Annotated in this window: 22 protein-coding genes and 1 tRNA gene; 15 read left to right on the top strand and 8 right to left on the bottom strand. The window is 67.8% G+C overall.

The window, feature by feature from the left end; translation table 11 throughout:
- Positions 1 to 69 precede the first annotated feature (69 nt).
- The 5 genes from ACQUQR_RS13430 to ACQUQR_RS13410 all read left to right on the top strand — a co-directional run bounded on the left by ACQUQR_RS13430 (position 70) and on the right by ACQUQR_RS13410 (position 3,785).
- Positions 70 to 1,275 carry a TrkA C-terminal domain-containing protein gene (locus ACQUQR_RS13430; protein ID WP_435197012.1) on the top strand — a complete coding sequence of 402 codons (1,206 nt, stop codon included), beginning with the start codon at positions 70 to 72 and terminating at the stop codon, positions 1,273 to 1,275.
- Entirely contained in the window at positions 1,272 to 2,417 is a 1,146-nt protein-coding gene (locus ACQUQR_RS13425) for a potassium transporter TrkA (RefSeq protein WP_435197011.1), read from the top strand. Before ACQUQR_RS13430 ends, ACQUQR_RS13425 begins: the two co-directional genes overlap by 4 nt.
- Positions 2,418 to 2,441: 24 nt before the next feature.
- Complete coding sequence (locus ACQUQR_RS13420; RefSeq protein ID WP_435197010.1) at positions 2,442 to 2,777, top strand: ferredoxin; 336 nt, start codon at positions 2,442 to 2,444, stop codon at positions 2,775 to 2,777.
- Between the two features lie 156 nt (positions 2,778 to 2,933).
- Positions 2,934 to 3,018 (top strand) — tRNA-Leu (locus ACQUQR_RS13415).
- Positions 3,019 to 3,281: 263 nt separating this feature from the next.
- The gene (locus ACQUQR_RS13410) at positions 3,282 to 3,785 is read left to right on the top strand and encodes a DUF5813 family protein (RefSeq protein ID WP_435197009.1); all 504 of its coding nucleotides are present in this window, start codon (positions 3,282 to 3,284) and stop codon (positions 3,783 to 3,785) included.
- On the opposite strand, the gene ACQUQR_RS13405 is transcribed toward ACQUQR_RS13410, so the two are convergent.
- A complete protein-coding gene (locus tag ACQUQR_RS13405) occupies positions 3,782 to 4,012 on the bottom strand; it encodes an Lrp/AsnC family transcriptional regulator (protein ID WP_435197008.1) in 231 nt (76 codons plus the stop codon). The two genes, ACQUQR_RS13410 and ACQUQR_RS13405, sit on opposite strands and share 4 nt — an antisense overlap.
- A 3-nt stretch (positions 4,013 to 4,015) precedes the next feature.
- On the bottom strand, positions 4,016 to 4,705 hold the full coding sequence (locus ACQUQR_RS13400) for a potassium channel family protein (RefSeq protein WP_435197007.1): 690 nt from the start codon (positions 4,703 to 4,705) through the stop codon (positions 4,016 to 4,018).
- 80 nt (positions 4,706 to 4,785) lie between these two features.
- Here ACQUQR_RS13400 and ACQUQR_RS13395 point away from each other — a divergent pair, with 80 nt between their 5' ends.
- Positions 4,786 to 5,016: an Lrp/AsnC ligand binding domain-containing protein gene (locus ACQUQR_RS13395; protein WP_435197006.1), complete on the top strand. Its 231-nt coding sequence runs from the start codon at positions 4,786 to 4,788 to the stop codon at positions 5,014 to 5,016.
- Positions 5,017 to 5,028: 12 nt separating this feature from the next.
- Here ACQUQR_RS13395 and ACQUQR_RS13390 read toward each other — a convergent pair whose 3' ends face one another.
- On the bottom strand, positions 5,029 to 6,072 hold the full coding sequence (locus ACQUQR_RS13390) for a thiamine pyrophosphate-dependent dehydrogenase E1 component subunit alpha (RefSeq protein WP_435197005.1): 1,044 nt from the start codon (positions 6,070 to 6,072) through the stop codon (positions 5,029 to 5,031).
- 77 nt (positions 6,073 to 6,149) lie between these two features.
- Here ACQUQR_RS13390 and ACQUQR_RS13385 point away from each other — a divergent pair, with 77 nt between their 5' ends.
- Entirely contained in the window at positions 6,150 to 6,470 is a 321-nt protein-coding gene (locus ACQUQR_RS13385) for a hypothetical protein (RefSeq protein ID WP_435197004.1), read from the top strand.
- Between the two features lie 10 nt (positions 6,471 to 6,480).
- On the opposite strand, the gene tmk is transcribed toward ACQUQR_RS13385, so the two are convergent.
- Complete coding sequence (gene tmk, locus ACQUQR_RS13380; protein ID WP_435197003.1) at positions 6,481 to 7,068, bottom strand: dTMP kinase; 588 nt, start codon at positions 7,066 to 7,068, stop codon at positions 6,481 to 6,483.
- Between the two features lie 99 nt (positions 7,069 to 7,167).
- Here tmk and ACQUQR_RS13375 point away from each other — a divergent pair, with 99 nt between their 5' ends.
- The 5 genes from ACQUQR_RS13375 to cofG all read left to right on the top strand — a co-directional run bounded on the left by ACQUQR_RS13375 (position 7,168) and on the right by cofG (position 12,111).
- Entirely contained in the window at positions 7,168 to 8,211 is a 1,044-nt protein-coding gene (locus ACQUQR_RS13375) for a complex I NDUFA9 subunit family protein (protein ID WP_435197002.1), read from the top strand.
- 87 nt (positions 8,212 to 8,298) lie between these two features.
- Positions 8,299 to 9,474: a tubulin/FtsZ family protein gene (locus ACQUQR_RS13370; protein ID WP_435197001.1), complete on the top strand. Its 1,176-nt coding sequence runs from the start codon at positions 8,299 to 8,301 to the stop codon at positions 9,472 to 9,474.
- Positions 9,452 to 10,216, top strand: coding sequence for a hypothetical protein (locus ACQUQR_RS13365; RefSeq protein WP_435197000.1), 765 nt, complete (start codon positions 9,452 to 9,454; stop codon positions 10,214 to 10,216). Before ACQUQR_RS13370 ends, ACQUQR_RS13365 begins: the two co-directional genes overlap by 23 nt.
- Positions 10,217 to 10,825, top strand: a complete 609-nt coding sequence (gene cofC, locus ACQUQR_RS13360) for a 2-phospho-L-lactate guanylyltransferase (protein WP_435196998.1) — start codon at positions 10,217 to 10,219, stop codon at positions 10,823 to 10,825.
- A gap of 203 nt (positions 10,826 to 11,028) precedes the next feature.
- The gene (cofG, locus tag ACQUQR_RS13355; RefSeq protein ID WP_435196997.1) at positions 11,029 to 12,111 is read left to right on the top strand and encodes a 7,8-didemethyl-8-hydroxy-5-deazariboflavin synthase subunit CofG; all 1,083 of its coding nucleotides are present in this window, start codon (positions 11,029 to 11,031) and stop codon (positions 12,109 to 12,111) included.
- On the opposite strand, the gene ACQUQR_RS13350 is transcribed toward cofG, so the two are convergent.
- Both ACQUQR_RS13350 and cofH read right to left on the bottom strand, forming a co-directional pair.
- Positions 12,108 to 12,638 carry a metal-dependent hydrolase gene (locus ACQUQR_RS13350; protein ID WP_435196996.1) on the bottom strand — a complete coding sequence of 177 codons (531 nt, stop codon included), beginning with the start codon at positions 12,636 to 12,638 and terminating at the stop codon, positions 12,108 to 12,110. The two genes, cofG and ACQUQR_RS13350, sit on opposite strands and share 4 nt — an antisense overlap.
- A gap of 38 nt (positions 12,639 to 12,676) precedes the next feature.
- Entirely contained in the window at positions 12,677 to 14,026 is a 1,350-nt protein-coding gene (cofH, locus tag ACQUQR_RS13345; protein ID WP_435196995.1) for a 7,8-didemethyl-8-hydroxy-5-deazariboflavin synthase subunit CofH, read from the bottom strand.
- Positions 14,027 to 14,228: 202 nt separating this feature from the next.
- Between cofH and ACQUQR_RS13340 the strand changes: the two genes are divergently transcribed.
- On the top strand, positions 14,229 to 15,248 hold the full coding sequence (locus ACQUQR_RS13340; protein WP_435196994.1) for a phosphoribosylaminoimidazolesuccinocarboxamide synthase: 1,020 nt from the start codon (positions 14,229 to 14,231) through the stop codon (positions 15,246 to 15,248).
- A gap of 4 nt (positions 15,249 to 15,252) precedes the next feature.
- Here the strand turns inward: ACQUQR_RS13340 and ACQUQR_RS13335 are convergent, their stop codons facing one another.
- Positions 15,253 to 16,206: a formyltetrahydrofolate deformylase gene (locus ACQUQR_RS13335; RefSeq protein ID WP_435196993.1), complete on the bottom strand. Its 954-nt coding sequence runs from the start codon at positions 16,204 to 16,206 to the stop codon at positions 15,253 to 15,255.
- 163 nt (positions 16,207 to 16,369) lie between these two features.
- On the opposite strand from ACQUQR_RS13335, the gene purS reads away from it, so the two are divergent.
- Together purS and purQ are read left to right on the top strand one after the other, a co-directional pair.
- Entirely contained in the window at positions 16,370 to 16,618 is a 249-nt protein-coding gene (purS, locus tag ACQUQR_RS13330) for a phosphoribosylformylglycinamidine synthase subunit PurS (protein WP_435196992.1), read from the top strand.
- Complete coding sequence (purQ, locus tag ACQUQR_RS13325) at positions 16,615 to 17,304, top strand: phosphoribosylformylglycinamidine synthase I (RefSeq protein ID WP_435196991.1); 690 nt, start codon at positions 16,615 to 16,617, stop codon at positions 17,302 to 17,304. The genes purS and purQ overlap by 4 nt, the downstream gene beginning before the upstream one ends.
- On the opposite strand, the gene ACQUQR_RS13320 is transcribed toward purQ, so the two are convergent.
- Positions 17,287 to 17,783: RNA-guided endonuclease InsQ/TnpB family protein (locus ACQUQR_RS13320; RefSeq protein WP_435196990.1), on the bottom strand; the 497-nt coding region annotated here is incomplete at its 5' end. The genes purQ and ACQUQR_RS13320 overlap by 18 nt on opposite strands.

The raw sequence follows: 17,783 nt of genomic DNA, 5'->3' as shown, positions 1-17,783 counted from the left end.
AGCAGTGTCACCGGCGAGGAGAATAAACCGTCCGGTAAGCGTATGGGCCTCCGCCCCGACGCGAATCTCATGGCACCCTTACCCGTCGAAATCCTCCAGGGAATCTACATCGGTATCCTCACGGGCATCATCCCCGCGCTCGTCGCCTGGGGGCTCGGCTTCGCGTTCAAGTACTTCACCGGCGTCACCATCCCCGGGTTCGGTGTGGTCGTCCTCGCGCTCGCCGTCGCGGGGGTCAACGGCGGGCTGCTCGCGCTCAACGACCCGACCATCCGCGAGTCCGCGACCGCCCCCGTCGTCGTCACGGCGATCATCGTCGTCCTGATGCTCTCGCTGTACGCCCACTCGAAGGGGGACACCATGGGGGCGAACTTCCCCAAGCGGCTCAGCCTGAAGGGCCTGCGCGACCGGACGCTCTCGACCGACGTGGTCGAGCTCATCGGCGGCCGGAACCAGGTCCGCATCACCGTCACCGGCGAGGTCATCGACATGGAGGGGTACCCGCCCGTCCCCGACGACATCCGCGCGGGCATCCGTGACGGCAAGTGGACCCTCCCCGCGGACATCCCCCTCTCGGAGCTGGAGACGCGGTTTGCCGAACGCCTCCGAACCGAGTTCGACCTCGCCGACGTGAGCGTCAACATCGACGCACAGGGGAACGCGACGGTAGTCGTCGCCCCGCCGCTGTCCGGGCTCTCGAAGCGCGTCCCGCAGGGCCACCGGGCCGTCTCTATCGACTGTCTCGTCCCCACGGGGCTCGCCCGTGGCGACCGAGTCACGGTGCTCGTCGGCGATCAGGCCGTCAGCGGCACCGTCGTCTCCGCGAAGAGCAGCGGGACGGAGAAGCCGAAGACCGACGGGGGCGAGGAGGCCGCCTCCGAGACCCCTGCGCCCGCGCGGCAGACGACCACGGGTGGTGACGGGCGGCTCACCGTCGCCGTCCCGCGGGCGGACGCGGGCACGCTCATGGGGGCGACGAGCCCGCACGTGGTCGTGACCGCCCGCGGCACCCGCACGGAGTACGAGCTCATCTCGCTGCTCCGGCGCGCAGGCAAGCGGTTCCGCAAGCTCACCGTCGGCGAGGGGGAACTGGACGGGGTCACGCTCGGGGAGGCGGACATCCGGGACCGCTACGAGGTGGGGGTGCTCGCAGTGCGGCGGCCCAACGGCTGGGTGCTCGCCCCCCGCGGTGACACCGTCATCCAGGCGGGTGACGAGGTGTTCGCCGTCGGGCAGACCCCGAAACTCGACGCGTTCGCGGAGGTGGTCGCGTGATCCCCGTCGTCGCGCAGGTGAACCTCCTCCTCGGGGCCGCGGTGAAGGTCGTCGCCTACGGCCTCGTCTCGGCGGTCGCCGGCGTCGTGACCGCCTTCCTCCACCGGTGGTACGCCCGCTCGCGCGTCCCGGACGGCCTCCCCGTGCTCATCGGCCTCTCCGTCATCGCGGTGCTGTTGAACACGACGACGGCACTCAGCACGTTCCAGGGGACGGTCGGCGGACGGGACCCGCTCGCCATCGAGACGGTGCTCACGAACGTCGTGACGTTCCTCGTCGCCGGGCTGACCGCGGTGGCCGGCGCCCGCGCCGGTGACCGCCTCGGGAACAGCATCTCGGCCGTGACGGGGGCAAAGCGGCTCGAAGGCGACGTGTCGAAGCTCGTCGAGAGCGTCGGCCGCGTCATCACCGTGAAGCTCCCCGACGAGATCGGCGACATGGACGGGCACGACCCCGTCGACGCCACGGTAAAGGAGAAGCTCGCGGGCGCGACGCTCGTCTTCCCCCGGCGGCTCACCGTCGAGGAACTGCGCACCCGGCTCGTCGAGCGGCTCAAGACCGACTACAACGTCGGCTACGTGGACATCGATCTGAACGAGGACGCCACCGTCGACTACCTCGCCGTCGGGTCCCGTGAGGCCGGTATCGGTCCGACGCTCCCGCCGGGGAGCGCCGCCGTCTCGGTCCGCGCGGATCCCGCGTTCGCCGCGAGTGCCGGCGACCTGGTGCAGGTCTGGACGGCCGACGGCGCGACCCGCGTGGCGAACGCCGAGGTTCGCGGGGTGGCCGGCGATATCGTCACTATCGCCGTGGACGAGGACGAGGCGAAGACGTTCGACCCGACCGCACGCTACCGGCTCGTCACGCTCCCCGTGACACCCCGCGCGGACCGCGAGTTCGCGTCGCTGCTGCGGGCCGCCGAGGAGACGATGGGCGCCGTCACGATCGAAGCGGGGAGCGACCTCGTCGCCACGACCGTCGGCGGGCTCGACATCGCCGTCGTGGCCGTGCGCGGCGAGACCGGCATCGAGCCGATCCCGCCGCGTGGCCGGGCGCTCACCGCCGGTGAGACCGTCTACGCCATCGCGCGGCCGGACGCTCTCCGCCGGCTCGAGGCCGCCGCGAGCACCGATAACGACTAATCCCGTCGCTCCTCATCTTCGATAATGGCCGACGAGCCTATCGACCCGAGCGAGATCGGGGAGACGAACGCCCCGCCCGTCGAGGAGAAGCCCTACAAGATCATCTTCGAGGCGAACAAGTGCATCGCCGCGGGCAAGTGTGCCGAGGTCTCCGCCAACTGGGAGATGGATCTCCGGTCGAACATCGCCAAGCCGCTGACCTACTTCTTCGACGAGTCGGAGCTCGACCACAACGTCCGCGCCGCGGAGGTGTGCCCCGCGAAGAAGGACAAAGGCGTCATCCACGTCGTCGACCGCCGGACGAACGAGGAGGTGTCGCCGGACCCCCACGGGGACGGCACGCTCTCCGTCGACTGGTAAACAGGCGGCTCTCCTCCCCGAAACGGCTCGCCGCGCTCCCGCCTCGACCGTTCCGGGCCTCGCTTACGTCACGGCGGGGTTGGTTCCGTTTTCGTATTTGAACCCTCGCCGACACCGCAGGTCATTTATGTGATCGCAGTCGTCGTATTCGGTGTCGCGGGGGTTGCCCAGCCTGGCCAACGGCGGTGGACTTAAGATCCGCTCCAGTAGTGGTTCGGGGGTTCAAATCCCTCCCCCCGCATCGCGTGTCTCCCACCCGTGAGCGACCGCGATAGTCAGGGGAGGGATTTGAAGCAGGGAGCGAAGCGAGCGCACGCGAGCGGAGCGACCGTGGTTCAAATCCCGTTCGCCCGGTGAAACACACCACAAAACGGCCCCCGGTGGAACGAACCACAAAACGGCCCCCGGTGAAACACACCACAAAACGCCGCTCGGTGGAACAACCCCCAGAAACACCACCCGTATCACGAGACGTTTTTCCGGTCGAACACCCAACAGTGCCCAATGACGATGCCAGATCGGGCGGAGCGGGCGTTCGAGGCGCACGATGCCTTCGAGCGCGAGGGCGAGTGGTTCCAGCTGACGACGGTGACGTTCGATGTCCGTGTACAGGCGAGTGAAACGGACGACTGGGCGCTCTCGTACGACCTCGAGGTGCGGGCGCCGATGCTCTCGGACGCCGTGGAGGGGGAGGTCGGCGACGCCCTGGAGTCGGGGTGGTTCGACACGTACGCGCTGCGGCTGGAGGACGCCCCGGGTGCGGTTCGCGAGTCCGTAGAGCTCGCGGCGCTCGACGTGCGCGCGGAGGCGGGGGAGGCGGTCGCCGTCTTCACGTTCGAGTGGGGGAACGCGGACCGCGCGCCCGCCATCGCGAAGGCGCTCGCGGAGTACGCGGAGGGGACCTACATGGAGGGTGTCGTCCCGGGGTTCGACTACGTCGAGCCGATCTCTTCGATGTTGGCGGCGGCGGAGCAGAACAGCGGTGGGCGGGGCGGGACGCCGCTTTAGCCCATCGCGATGTAGGTGTGGGTGTCCTCCACGCCGGCTAACCCCTGGATGGCGTTGGCGGCGATGTCCTTCACCTGACTCGGGGACTCGACGTCGACCTTGGCGATGAGGTCGACGTCGCCCGCGACGATGTGGGCGCTCTGGACGCCCTCGATGGCCTCGATTTCGGATTTCAGTTCGTCTGCACGGCCGGTATGGGCTTTCACCATGACGTATGCGATTACCATGTCTTAGGCACCTCCTGCGACTGCGGCGGTTGGGTTGGACGCGCCGACGATGATGCGCCGGACGTCCGAGAGGTCGTTGTAGTCGGCGATGACGACGACGCGGTCGCCCGCCTCGAGCGAGTGATCGCTGTCCGGAAGCGTGTAGCTTCCGCCGTCTTTACAGAACGCGAGCATGCGCGCGTTCGCCGGGAGCTCCACCTCCGAGAGGGTGTAGCCGCGCATCGGCGCGTCCTCGGTGACGGTGAGCTCGACGAGCTGGATGTTGTGCGCGATATCCGCGATGGCGCGGATGGAGCCGCCGAGCAGCGCGTTCTTGGCGACGATGGCCCCGAGCCGCTCGGGGTAGATGACCTCGTCCACGTCGCTCGCGTACTTCCGGAGGACGTACTCGCGGTAGTCGTCGTCCGCACGGAGCACGGTCCGACAGCCGTGGGACTTGGCGATCATACAGGCGATGACGTTCACCGTGAGGTCGCCGGAGAGCGCCGCGAGGCCGTCGACCGTCGAGAGGTCGAGCCCCTCCAGGACGGCCTCCTGCGAGCCGTCGCCCTGCACCACGTCGAACCCCTCCTCGGAGAGGCGTTCGACCTTCGTGTAGTCGGGGTCCACGAGCGTCACCTCGTGGCCCTCGTCTCGGAGAACACGCGCCGTTCGCATCCCGACGCGACCGGCACCTACGATAACAAAGCGCATGGGAGTAATACGTCGATGAGAGACAATAAGTTTGCCCCACGTTAGCAAACCTTTTTGTCCGAACGCGGAGAAGTTATCCTATGGTGCGAGCGTTTATCATGGTCAAGGCGACATCCGGTGATGCGGAGCCGCTGGTGGCCGATATCGGGGCATTGGAACTCGTCGTCGACGCCCACATCGTCGCGGGCGACTACGATATCATCGTGGAGGTGCTCGCCGACGAGGTGTACCAGGTGCTCCACGAGGTCTCGACCAGGATCCGCGGGATGGACCAGGTCGCCGACACGAAGACCTACATCTGTCTGGAGTAGCCCAGCGTCGCGTTATCGGTCGACCCCCTCGATGTCGTGTCGCGCGGCGTGGTCGTGGAGCCACGCCCGCTGTCGTTCGAGGTTCGGTGTCGGCTCCGCGTAGACGTAGTCGAACACCTCGTCCATCGACGGCTCCGGCTCCGCCTCCGCCCGTTCGACGGCCGCCGTGAGCTCGGCTTTCGCCTCCTCGAGCGTCTCCTCGCGGAACGACTCGTCTATCGCGCCCTGCTCGAGGAGGTATTCTTCGTATCTGTCGAGCGGGTCGCGGGTGCGCCACTCCGGATACTGTGAGCGGTCCTCGTAGACGGAGGGGTCGTCCGCCGTGGTGTGGGGCCCCTGGCGGTAGGTGAGCGATTCGACGAGCACGGGCTCACCCTTGCGGGCGCGTTCGAGCGCGCTGCCGACGAACTCCCGGACCGCGAGCGGGTCGTTCCCGTCGACCTGCCCACCCTCGAAGCCGTAGGCCTCGGCCTTGATGGCGATGGACTCCGAGGCGGTCTGGCGCTCGCGGGGCATCGAGATGGCCCAGCCGTTGTTCTCACAGAAGAAGACGACGGGGGCGTCGAACACCCCGGCGAAGTTGAGCCCCTCGTGGAAGTCGCCCTCGCTCGTGGCGCCGTCACCGAAGTAGCAGACCACCGCGTTGTCCGCGGGCTCGTAGTTCATCGCCATCCCCGCGCCCGCGGCGTGGGGGATCTGGGTGGCGATGGGGACCGCCTGCGGGAAGACCGGGACGTCGTGGTCGGAGGTGAACTCCGCGAAGCCGCGGCGGAAGAGGAGGATGTCGCTCATCGGGACGCCCCGCGCGATCTGCATCGCGTTCGAGCGGTAGGTGGGGAACAGCCAGTCGTCGTCGCGCATGGCGTGGGCGGCGGCGACCTGCGAGGCCTCCGCGCCCCGGAAGGGTGGGTAGCCGGACATCCACCCGCGGCGCTGCAGCGCGAGCGCCCGGTCGTCGAACGCCCGCGCACGAATCATATCCACGAACAGCTCGCGCGCCGTCGCCTCGCTGAAGGGGGTCGCCTCGATGTCGCGCTCGCCGATAACCCGGTGCATATCCGGTGGGGTCGCAACAACGGGGCAAAGCGGTTTCGGAGCGCAGGAGCAAAGAGCGCGGCACGCGAAGGGAGGGTATGGTCACGCTGGTCGGGGCCGTCGGCCTCCTCGTCATCCTCGCAGTCAACAGTCTGGTCGCCGCCCTCCTCACGCGCGTCTTCCGCGTCCGGCTCGAGACGCGCTGGGGCTCCGTCATCTACGCCGTACTCATCATCCCCGTCGTACTCGTCATGCTCACGCTCGTCCTCTCGGGCATCGTCGGCCTTGGGTTCGACCTCGGCGACCCCGCGACCGTCATGGGGATCGCCGTCCTCCTGCCGCTCGCGCTCGGGATGTCGTTCGACTACTTCTGGCAGCCCGCACCGGAGGACGTGGAGCTGCCGGCGAAGTACCAGTAGCGACCAGGAATCAGTTGTCGGTGACGAGCCGCTCGATGGCCTCTTCTGCGGCTTCGATGACGTCCTCCGGGGGGCGGGAGGCGTCGATACGGACGAACCGCTCCGGTTCGGCTTTCATGAGCCGCTCGTAGTTCGACTGCACGCTCGCGAGATACGCCGCGTCCTCCAGTTTGTTCGTCGTGCCCGCGCGCTCGGCCCCGGTCTCGGGGTCGAGATCGAAGTAGAGCGTGGCGTCGGGCATCCGGGTGAAGGGGAGGTGGACGCCCTTGATGTACTCCATCGGGCGGTCGATCTCGCCCGCGAGCGTCGCCCCCTGATAGGCGATACGGGAGTCGACGTACCGGTCGGCGATGACGAGGCGGTCGTCGGCGAGTGCCGGGCGGATTACCCGCGAGAGGTGGTCCGCGTGATCCGCGATGAAGAGGAACAGCTCGGCGAGCGGGTCGGCGGTGTCCTCGTTGATGGAGCGCAAGACGGCCTCGCCGTACCACGACTCCGTCGGCTCGCGGGTGAAGGTCGCATCCCCGAACCGGTCGTGCAGCGCCTCCCACACCGTCGTCTTCCCCGAACCGTCGATCCCTTCGAGCGTGACGAGCATACCCGCGAGTCGGGGACGGCCCGGTAAATCCGTTCGGTTCCGACGGTCCGGGGTTCCGCGGTCACTAGCTTCATGACCTGTCAGCGCGAACAGAAGGTCATGAACGTGCTTGTCACCGGCGGGACCGGGTTCATCGGGACGTATCTATGCGAGGAACTGGCACGGCGCGGGCACGACGTGACCGCGCTGGCGCGCACCCCCGGGGATGCCGACTTCGACGGTGACGTAGCCACCGTGGCGGGCGACGTGACCGACCGCGACTCCCTCGAGGGGGCGTTCGAGGGGCAGGACGTGGTCGTCAATCTGGTCGCGCTCTCGCCGCTGTTCCGGCCGAAGGGCGGCAACGAGAAACACTTCGAGATCCACCTCGGCGGGACGGAGCACGTCGTCGAGGCGGCGGAGGAACACGGCGTCTCGAAGCTCGTCCAGCTCTCGGCGCTCGGCGCGGACCCGGACGGCGACACCGCCTACATCCAGGCGAAGGGGCAGGCGGAGGACGTGGTGAAGAAATCGACGCTCGACTGGGTGATCTTCCGCCCCTCCGTCGTCTTCGGCGACGGCGGGGAGTTCGTCCCCTTCACGAAGAAGCTCGCGCCGCCGTATCTCACGCCCCTCCCCGGCGGCGGGAAGACCCGGTTCCAGCCCATCTGGGTCGGCGACCTGGTGCCGATGATCGCGGACGCGGTCGAGGGGTCGACCGCCGACGCCGAGACGGCGGCGGAGGAGACTGAGACGGCTGACGACGACGGCGAACCCGTCGAGACAGGAGGGGCAACGCAGGCGATTCGCCGCGTGGACGCGGCAGCCGAGGACGAGAATGAGGGTGAGGACCCCCACGTCGGCCGTATCTACGAGGTGGGCGGCCCGGAGACGCTCACCCTCGCGCAGGTCGCGCGGCTCGCACACGCCGCGGACAACAAGCCCGTGAGCGTCGTCCCCGTCCCGATGCCGCTCGCCGGTATCGGACTGTCGATGCTCGATCTGGTCCCCGGCGCGCCGATGGGCTCCGACCAGTACAAGTCACTGAAGTTCGACAACACCACCAGCAACAACGCGGTCGAGGCGTTCGGGTACGACGAGTCCGAGTTGACGACGCTCGCCGACTACCTCGGCGTCGACCCGGACGTGGCAACGCGCCGGTAAATACGGGGTTCTGGCGGTTCTCTCCGTCGGGCGCGGGCCGAAAGCTTATCAGTTCCCCGCGTTCGTTACCCGAATAGTGACTAATAGATGAAGCTCGCAATGATCGGCTTCGGGCAAGCCGGCGGGAAAATCCTCGACAAGTTCCTCGAGTACGACGAACGAACGGGGAGCAACATCGTTCGGGCCGCCGTCGCCGTCAACACGGCGAAGGCCGACCTGATGGGACTGAAGCGCGTCCCGAAGGAGAACCGGGTGCTCATCGGCCAGGCTCGGGTGAAGGGCCACGGCGTCGGTGCCGACAACGAACTCGGCGCCGAGATCGCCGAGGAGGACATGGACGAGGTCCAGGGTGCCATCGACTCCATCCCGGTCCACGAGGTGGACGCGTTCCTCGTCATCTCCGGGCTGGGCGGCGGGACCGGCTCCGGCGGCGCGCCGGTGCTCGCGAAACACCTGAAGCGCATCTACACCGAGCCGGTCTACGGGCTCGGCGTCCTGCCGAGTCAGGACGAGGGGGGCATCTACACGCTCAACGCGGCCCGCTCGTTCCAGACGTTCGTCCGCGAGGTGGACAACCTCATGGTGTTCGACAACGACGCCTGGCGGAAGACTGGCGAGTCGATGGAGGGCGGCTACGCCGACATCAACGAGGAGATCGTCCGCCGCTTCGGCATCCTCTTCGGCGCGGGCGAGATCAGCCCCGGCGGCGAGGTCGGTGAGTCCGTCGTCGACTCCTCGGAGATCATCAACACGCTCTCCGGCGGCGGCGTCTCCACCATCGGCTACGCGGCCGAGGAGGTCCAGACGGAGAAGAAGGGTCTGCTCTCGCGGTTCAAGGGCGACGACGACGCGGACGGCATCGACGCCGCCAACACGACGAACCGCATCACCTCGCTCGTGCGGAAGGCCGCGCTCGGTCGCCTGACGCTCCCCTGTGAGATCGAGGGGGCGGAGCGTGCGCTGCTCGTCCTCTCCGGCCCGCCGAAGTTCTTGAACCGGAAGGGGATAGAGCGCGGGCGGAAGTGGCTGGAGGAGCAGACCGGCTCGATGGAGGTTCGCGGCGGTGACTACCCGGTCTCCGATTCGAAATACGTCGCGAGCGTCGTTCTCCTCTCGGGCGTGACGAACGTCCCGCGCATCAAGGAGCTCCAGCAGATCGCCATCGAGGCGCAGGAGAACATCGAGGAGATCCAGAACCAGAGCGAAGCGAATTTACAGGGCTTGGTCGAAGACGGCGACGATGAACTTGAGCCGCTTTTCTAAAGCGCTCGCAGCCGTCCTCGTGTTGTCGCTCATCGCCACCCCCGTGGCGGCCGTCGCAGTGACATCCGAGAACCTGCCAGCCGAGACGCAAGCCCAGTCGGAAGCCAGCGCGACGTTCACCTTCAGTGAGCTCTACGCCGACGGCTCACAGGAGTGGACGCTCGAGGCGAAGACGAATCTGACGGGCGCGCAGTGGACCGTGAAGAAACAGAAGCTCGGCGGCGACGTGGTCTCCGAGTCGTATCAGGGGCGCACCTTCGAGACGACGGTCTCCTCGAACGAGAACGTCGAGACCGTGACGGTGACCGTCACCGGGGACGTGCCGAAGGTGAAGAACTTCACCTACGACCCCGTCGAGACCTACCTGTTCGCCGGGTTCAACAAGACGGTCGGCTCCGCGTCGAACGTCATCGCGACCGAGCGAGTCCACCACTTCACGGAGAAGTCGAAGGAGGCCCGAAACGCCATCGAGTCGGCGCAGGCTGCCATCGACGCAGCCGGCGGTGACCAGCAGGCCCAGCAGACGCTGAACAACGCCATTTCGTCGTACAACAACGGCAACTTCGCGAACGCCATCGACCTCGCGAACCAGGCGGAGCAGCGCGCCACGCAGAAACAGGAGGTCAGCAGCCGGAACCAGCTGCTCCTCTACGCCGGCATCGGGGTCGTCGCCCTGCTCGCCGTCGTGGGCGGCGTCCTCTACTGGCGCTCCCAGCAGGACAGCTACGACAAGCTCCGCTGAATGCGCGTCCTCGTTCCGTTCGACGCCCGCGCGCCGAAAACCCGCCTCTCCCCGCTTCTCACCGACGACGAGCGACGCGACTTCGCGACCGCGATGTGTCGTGACGTACTCCGTGCGCTCGACGGCCACGAGGTGACCCTCGTCGCCACCACGGCGGTCGACGCCCCCGTTCCCGTCGAGGTGGACGACCGCCCGCTCTCGGCCGCGGTCAACGCCCGGCTCGCGGGGGAGACGGCCGTGGTGATGGCCGATCTGGCGCTCGCGACGCCGGAGAGCATCGACCGTCTGTTCGCGACGGCGGGTGACGTGGTCGCCGCGCCCGGACGCGGGGGCGGGACGAACGCCCTCGTCGTCAGACATCCCGAATTCGCGACGGACTACCACGGCGTCTCCTTTCGCGACCACCGGCGCGCCGCGCGCGCGGTCGGCGCCGACTTCCGGACGGTCGACTCGTTCCGTCTCGCGTCGGACATCGACGAGCCGTCGGACCTCGCGGACCTGTTGCTCCACGGGACGGGGGCGGCCCGCGACTATCTCGTAGAACGCGGAATCGAACTCGGAGTCCGGGACGGCCGGGCGGTCGCCGTCCGTGAGGGGGAGTCCTTCTAGCCACGAAGGGGCAACTGTTTTTGCGTATCCCCGTGTACGACGGGATGCGCGAGTCCCGCTCGCGCAGCGGGACGAACTGTCCCGGAACTGCCGGTCGAGGGCACCCTGACTGTCACTGGGACGGTCCGTCCCATCTTCCTCAGGACGGTGCACTCATCCTCCGCAACGCGGCACTTATCACCACCGAGTGACGAGTCCCCGACGTGATACCGGGGGCCGACGACTACGGCATCGCGATCGACGTGAGCGACGCGGCCATCGACCGCCTGCTCGATGCCCGACCGGCGGACACCGACCCCGCGCCGGCGCTCACGTACGCCCGCAACGTCTTCGTTCCCCTCACGACGGCCTGCCGCTACACCTGCACCTACTGCACCTACTACGACCCGCCAGGACAGGCCAGCCTCCTCTCGCTCGAGGAGGTCCGCGAGATCTGTGAGGAGGGCGCCGACGCGGGCTGTACGGAGGCGCTTTTCACCTTCGGCGACGACCCCGACGACCGCTACACGGAGATCCACGCCCAGCTCGACGAGTGGGGATACGACTCCATCCACGACTACCTCCGGGCGGCCTGCGAGGTCGCCCTCGACGCGGGGCTACTCCCGCACTCCAATCCGGGCGACCAGACCCGCGAACAGATGGCGCTGGTCGCGGACGTGAACGCCTCGATGGGCGTGATGCTGGAGACCACCGCCGAGGTGCAGGCCCACGGCGGCCCGCGCGGCAAGAACCCGGGCCAGCGGCTCAACACCCTCCGGAACGCGGGTGAGCTGGGAGTGCCGTTCACGACGGGCATCCTCGTCGGCATCGGCGAGGACTGGCGCGACCGCGCGGAGGCACTGCTCGCCATCCGCGAGCTCCACGAGCAGTACGACCACATCCAGGAGGTCATCGTCCAGCCCGTCTCCCCGAACGAGCGCTGGAAACAGCCGGGACCGGCGCTCGACATCATGCGCCGCGTCACCGCGATGGCCCGGGTCGCGCTTCCGGAGGAGGTGTCGGTGCAGGTGCCACCCAACCTGGCTCCGGTCCGGGACCTCCTCGACTGCGGCGTGGACGACCTGGGGGGCGTCTCGCCCGTCACCGACGACCACATCAACCCCGACTACCGGTGGCCCGCGCTCCGCGAGCTGGAGGAGATCGCCGCGTACGCGGGCGTTCCCCTGCGAGAGCGCTTGCCCGTCTATCAGCGGCACCTCGACGCCGGGTGGGTCTCCGACCGGATTCGCGGGGCCATCGAGGCCGACGACGACGCGGGCGCACGGTATCGCGCCCGCCTCGACTAACCCAGCCGTTTTCTGAGGAGCGCGTACACGACGGAGACGACCAGCCCCGCCGCCAGCAGCGGTCGCAGTCGGGGGAAGCCGACCGCGACGGGGACGGCGAGGACGCAGTAGAGGAGTACGTCCTCCGGCGCGCCGTCGTACCGAATCCACCGTCTCGGCGGGAGCCACCGCTTCCGAAGGTGGGAGTAGACGCCGACGTGGCTGTCCCCCTCCCACGCCCGCTCGTCGCCGGGGCCGCCGAGCACGTCCACGCCCGAATGGACCGCCGCGCCGAGGAGGAGGAAGGCGACCGTGACCGCGGGCGCGCTCGGGGCCGCGAGCGCCCACGCACCCGCGACGCCTGCCGGCAGCCACAGCAGGACGGGGAAGTGACAGCTCCGGCGGTGCGTGCCGACGAACAGGTCGAGGTCGGGCAGCAGCGAGCCGACGATACCGCCCGAGACCGCGAACGGGGCGTACGCCGGGGCGACCCACACGACCGGGAGCGCCAACAGCGCCCCCATCGCCGCGTGGGTGGTGCCCATCATAGGTCCCCCCTCATGTTCTTCCCGTCATGTGCCCACCGTCATGTGAGCGGCGTCCCGTCCGCGCGCGGGCCGAGCGTCGGCCCGACCACCTCGGCGTCCGGGTCCACGGGGACGCGCCGGGTGTAGTCGGTGGAGCGCTCGACGGGAACGCGCCCGATGGCCGAGATCATATCCGCGTACTCGCGGAACGACCGGAACTCCCCGAAGCCGCCGCCCGCCCGTTTCGTGATCTCCTCCGAGAGGATGGTCCCCATGAAGTCGTCGGCGCCACACGAGAGCATCTTCAATCCTTGCGAATCGCCGTACTTCACCCACGACGACTGGATGTGCTCGATGTTATCCAAGAAGAGCCGCGAGACCGCGATCAGGAGTTCGTCCTCGTCCGTGGTGGCGCCCGACTCGACGACCCCCTGCCGGTAGAGGGGCGTGTTCTGGTAGATGAACGACAGGGGAACGAACTCCGTGATGTTGCCCGTTCTATCCTGCAGGTCGCGGATGACCTCCAGGTGCTGCACCCGGTGCATCTCGTTTTCGACGTGGCCGTACATGATGGTCGCCGTCATCGGCAGTCCCACCGACGCGGCGGCCTCCATCGCCTCGACCCAGTCGTCCGAGCGGATCTTCCCGGGGCAGATGACGTCGCGCACCTCGTCGACGAGGATCTCCGCGGCGGTGCCGGGGACGCTCGCGAGGCCTGCCTCGTTCAATCGAGAGTACACCTCCTCGTAGCTCCAGTCGGTGCCGCGGCGGGCGTGATAGGCTTCCTCCGGCGTCATCGAGTGGAGGTGGGCCCCGCCGACGCTCATCGCGCGCATCTGTTCGAGATACGTGCCGGGGTCGACCTCGTATCGCTCGGGCGGTTTGTAGTTCACCTCGGTCTCGGGCTTCTCGTACGAAGCGAGGATCTCGTGGTGTTCCGCGTCGAGGGCGAACCCCGGGTGGAGCCCCGAGACGGAGGTGACCTCGAATATTCCTCTATCCAGCGCGGCCTCGACGATCCGTCTGGACTCCTCGGGGGTCTTCGTGAACCCCGGATGCTCGATATCCGACCCGCGCTCGAAGTTCGCGGCGGTGTTCTTGAAATTGCAGAACAGACAGCCCGTGTTGCAGGCGGTGGTGACGTTGTTGTTGAGGTTGGCGACGAACGTGACCTCCTCGCCGACGACCTCGGCGCGACGGCGGTCGGCAGCCTCTAGCACCTGCTCCTTCCGTTCGGGGTCGATACCCGCGCGGTCGGTGCCGGTGGTGAGGAGTTCGACGCCGTCCGCGACGGAGAGCCGGTCGCCCGCGCGCGCCTTCGCCAGCGCGTTCTCGAACGACTGGTCGGTCTCCGGGCGGTGAGCGAACTCGAACTCCCCCCGGGGGACGTTGGCCGACCTGGTGTCCATGCCCCGAACTCTCTCGGCCGCGGATAAAACCGTGGCGGCTACGGCGAGCCGTCCGGTGGTTCCCGGGAGGGGCCAAGATAAGCAGTTCCATGCGAAACGAAGGGGTTGAACACCCGAATATAGTACACGAACGTGGATAGAATCGGTCGCGAGCCCGCTGTGGAAGGGAAACCACTATACTCGCCCGAACGGGACTCGAGGTATGACCAGCGTGAAGGAGTTCCGTGTCGAGGAGGCCGCGACGCCGGAACGCCTCGGGCGCGGCGCGTTCGTGTTCACCGACGACTACTCCGTGTTCGACTGGGGGAAGATGCCCGACCCCATCCCCGAGAAGGGCGCGGCGCTCTGTGCGATGGGCGCGAAGAACTTCGAGCTCCTCGAAGGTGAGGGGGTCCCCACCCACTACCGCGGTGTCGTCTCGGACGGGGAGGTCGTCCCCCTCGCCGACGCCCGCGAACCGCCCCGCGAGATGGCCATCGACCTGACGCAGGTGCCGGAGCTCCCCCACGAGGGCCGCGAGTACGACTACGACGCCTTCCACGCCGAGGCCGGCGGGAACTACTTGATTCCCCTCGAGATCGTCTTCCGCAACACCGTCCCGGTCGGCTCCAGCCTCCGGTCGCGCGCCGACCCGGCGGACTTCGGCCTCAGCTTCGACAGCTGGCCCGAGGGCCCCGTCGATCTCCCCGACCCCGTCGTGGAGTTCTCCACGAAGTTCGAGGAATCCGACAGATATCTCTCCCGGGAGGAGGCGCAGGCGGTGGCCGGCGTCGCCGACATCGAAGAGTTGGAGGCCGTCGCCCGGCAGGTGAACCGCGTCATCACCGACCACGCCGCGGAGGCCGGGCTCGTCCACGAGGACGGGAAGATCGAGTGTCTCTACTTCGACGGCGAGGTTCGTGTGGCCGACGTGCTCGGCACCTTCGACGAGAACCGCTTCTCCTACGACGGCCAGCAGCTCTCGAAGGAGGTCATCCGGCAGTACCACAAACGCGAACAGCCCGCGTGGGTCGAGGCCGTGAGCGAGGCCAAAGCCCGGGCGAAGGAGGAGGACGTGGCCGACTGGCGCACCCTGTGTGCAGTCAAGCCCGAACCGCTCCCGTCCGCGGTCATCGAGACGGCGAGCGACATGTACACGGCGGGCGCGAACGCCTACCTCGGGCGAGAACTGTTCGACGCGCCCGACCTGCTCGAGGCGGTGGACGCGGTGCGGTCGCTTTAGTCGGTTAGTCGTCGGAGACGATCTCTCCGAGGCCGTCGACGGGCCGGTCGGGATTCAGCGCCTGTGCTTCCTCCGAGAGCCCGAACTGGTATTTTCCAGGGTCCACGTCGTCGCGGACCTCCGTCCGGCCGTGGTAGACGGAGACCGCGTCGTCGAGGTGGAGCTTCACGGCCTCCAGCAGGGCCTCTGCTTCGAGTGGCTGGCCGCGGCGTTCGAGCTCCTCGGTGCTCGCGCCCGGCGGCGCGTCGAAGGCGCGCTGGGTGATGATGGGGCCCTGGTCTAGGTCCGTGGTGACGTAGTGGGCCGTCACGCCGGCGATGCGGACACCCTCCTCGCGGGCCTGCCGGTACGCCTCGGCACCGGGGAACGCGGGCAGGAGGCTCGGATGGATGTTGATGATCCTGTCTTCGTACCGGAAGACGACGTTCGGCGAGAGGATACGCATGTAGCGCGCGAGGACGATGAGGTCCGCGTCGTACGCGTCGAGATGCTCCAGCAGCTCCTCCTCGTCCGGGACGCCCTTCTCGTCGCCGATGTCGTGGAACGGCACGTCGTACTGCTCCGCGAGCGGCTCTAAGTCGTCGTGGTTCCCGATGACGACGGAGATGTCGGCATCGAGATGCCCGGAGGCCCACGCCTCGAACAGCCGTTCGAGACAGTGGCTCTCCTTCGTCACCAGGACGGCGATGGTCTGCGTCTCCCGGTCGGCCGGGAACCGGACGCGGATGTCCTGTCCCAGCTCGGCTCCGAGATCCGAGAGCGCCTCGCGGAGCTCCGCTTCCGTACACGTCATCTCGCTCGTGTCGACGTGCATGGTCATGCGGAACACGCCTCCGCGAACCGCCTGGTCGAGGTCCTCGATGTTGATGCCGTGCTCGAACAGGAGGGTCGTGACTGAGGCGATGATACCGGTCTTGTCGTCACCGACCACCGTTACCTCGGTCAGGTGGCGCGTCACCGCGACCACCGGCCGTACTGGCTACGCATACTCGTCCGAGAGAGGCGAACGGCCAAAAGCCGCACGTTTTGCACAAGGTTCACCGGTCGAGTCGGAATACACGAACGTGGATACCAAAACCAACCCACAAGCGTTTTTGCACACGAACGCGCTTGGCCACACGATGACCGCGTACACCGCGACCGTCACCGTCCGCCTGAAGCGGGGCGTGCTCGACCCCGAAGCCGAGACGACGAAACGCGCACTGGAGCGGCTCGGCTTCGAACTCGACGAACTTCGCAGCGCCGACCGCTTCGAGATCGACCTCGATGCCGAGAGTGAGGACGAGGCCGAGGCGCGCGCGACGGAGATGGCGGAGCGTCTCCTCGCGAACCCCACCATCCACGACTTCGACGTCGACGTCTCCGCATGATCTCCATCATCCGTTTCGGCGGCTCGAACTGCGACCGCGACGCGCTGCGCGCGCTGGCGCATCTGGGGATCGACGCCGAGATCGTCTGGCACGAGGACCCGCTGCCGGAGGAGACGACGGGCGTGCTCCTCCCCGGCGGCTTCTCCTACGGCGACTACCTCCGGGCCGGCGCGATGGCCGCGCGCTCGCCCATCATGGGGTCGGTGCGCAAGCTCGCCGACGAGGGCGTGCCCGTGCTGGGCGTCTGCAACGGCGCACAGATCGGCTCCGAGTCCGGGCTGACGCCGGGCGTGTTCACCATCAACCGCAGCGCGCGCTTCCAGTGTGAGGACGTCCATCTTCGCGTGGAGAACGCCGACACTCCCTTCACCCGGGCGTACGAGGAAGGGGAAGTCATCTCGCTGCCCATCGCCCACGGCGAGGGGCGCTTCGAGATCACCGACGAGAAGCTGGCGACGCTGAACGAGGAGGACCGCGTGCTGTTCCGCTACTGCGATGCGGACGGGAACATAACTGAAGAAGCGAACCCGAACGGGTCGAAGGAGAACGTCGCGGGCGTCATCGGGGACCGCGAGACGACGGCGGTGTTGATGCCGCACCCGGAGCGGGCGACGCTTCCGGACATCGGTCGCACAGACGGTCGGGGCGTGCTCGCTGGGTTCGCCGAGTCATCGACCCACGACTGAAGTCGTGGGCTTGTCCGTGGACTCCCGGTCTGACGACGAAGTGTCGCAGGCGGTATAATCGCCGTTCCCATTCAGCGTCCCGGACTTGAGGGCGAGATGACCGTCGCCCAACCCCGAGGGGCGTTTGCCCTCGGGTACAGTTAGCAGTTTCAGACCGATGTTCTTCGCTGCGTTGTAGTCGCCGTCAACTGAGTACCCACAGTCGTTGCACTCGAACCACCCATCCGAATTGCGGTTCGTGCTGGACTGGTGGCCACACCGAGAGCAGGTCTGAATCGTAAACGCAGGCGGGATGGGTTCGACACGGATGCCGTACTCAGCAGCCTTGTACGTCAGCATCTCCTGCAACTCGCGGAACGCCCAGTTGTGCATCTGCCGTTTGATGCGGTCGTTCCGATTGTCCATCCGCTCGCGGATGTGGGTCAGGCGTTCGACGGCGATGTACGAGCAGTCGTGGGCGTCGGCTTCCTCCACGATGC

It is taken from the genome of Natronomonas sp. EA1 (assembly GCF_051195035.1).
GTDB lineage: Archaea > Halobacteriota > Halobacteria > Halobacteriales > Haloarculaceae > JBNTJV01.
The sequence above is the reverse complement of the archived record's forward strand: the minus strand, read 5'-3'. Positions and strand labels throughout refer to the sequence as shown.

Coding starts and splice junctions, on each gene's coding strand:
- ACQUQR_RS13350 (WP_435196996.1), bottom strand. CDS start 12,638: ATGATGGGCACCACCCACGCGGCGATGGGGGCGCTGTTGGCGCTCCCG.
- ACQUQR_RS13430 (WP_435197012.1), top strand. CDS start 70: ATGGCACCCTTACCCGTCGAAATCCTCCAGGGAATCTACATCGGTATC.
- ACQUQR_RS13400 (WP_435197007.1), bottom strand. CDS start 4,705: ATGCGCTTTGTTATCGTAGGTGCCGGTCGCGTCGGGATGCGAACGGCG.
- tmk (WP_435197003.1), bottom strand. CDS start 7,068: ATGCTCGTCACGCTCGAAGGGATCGACGGTTCGGGGAAGACGACGGTG.
- ACQUQR_RS13385 (WP_435197004.1), top strand. CDS start 6,150: ATGGTCACGCTGGTCGGGGCCGTCGGCCTCCTCGTCATCCTCGCAGTC.
- ACQUQR_RS13390 (WP_435197005.1), bottom strand. CDS start 6,072: ATGCACCGGGTTATCGGCGAGCGCGACATCGAGGCGACCCCCTTCAGC.
- cofH (WP_435196995.1), bottom strand. CDS start 14,026: ATGGACACCAGGTCGGCCAACGTCCCCCGGGGGGAGTTCGAGTTCGCT.
- ACQUQR_RS13340 (WP_435196994.1), top strand. CDS start 14,229: ATGACCAGCGTGAAGGAGTTCCGTGTCGAGGAGGCCGCGACGCCGGAA.
- ACQUQR_RS13420 (WP_435197010.1), top strand. CDS start 2,442: ATGGCCGACGAGCCTATCGACCCGAGCGAGATCGGGGAGACGAACGCC.
- ACQUQR_RS13370 (WP_435197001.1), top strand. CDS start 8,299: ATGAAGCTCGCAATGATCGGCTTCGGGCAAGCCGGCGGGAAAATCCTC.
- purQ (WP_435196991.1), top strand. CDS start 16,615: ATGATCTCCATCATCCGTTTCGGCGGCTCGAACTGCGACCGCGACGCG.
- ACQUQR_RS13395 (WP_435197006.1), top strand. CDS start 4,786: ATGGTGCGAGCGTTTATCATGGTCAAGGCGACATCCGGTGATGCGGAG.
- ACQUQR_RS13375 (WP_435197002.1), top strand. CDS start 7,168: ATGAACGTGCTTGTCACCGGCGGGACCGGGTTCATCGGGACGTATCTA.
- cofC (WP_435196998.1), top strand. CDS start 10,217: ATGCGCGTCCTCGTTCCGTTCGACGCCCGCGCGCCGAAAACCCGCCTC.
- purS (WP_435196992.1), top strand. CDS start 16,370: ATGACCGCGTACACCGCGACCGTCACCGTCCGCCTGAAGCGGGGCGTG.
- ACQUQR_RS13365 (WP_435197000.1), top strand. CDS start 9,452: ATGAACTTGAGCCGCTTTTCTAAAGCGCTCGCAGCCGTCCTCGTGTTG.
- ACQUQR_RS13405 (WP_435197008.1), bottom strand. CDS start 4,012: ATGGTAATCGCATACGTCATGGTGAAAGCCCATACCGGCCGTGCAGAC.
- ACQUQR_RS13410 (WP_435197009.1), top strand. CDS start 3,282: ATGACGATGCCAGATCGGGCGGAGCGGGCGTTCGAGGCGCACGATGCC.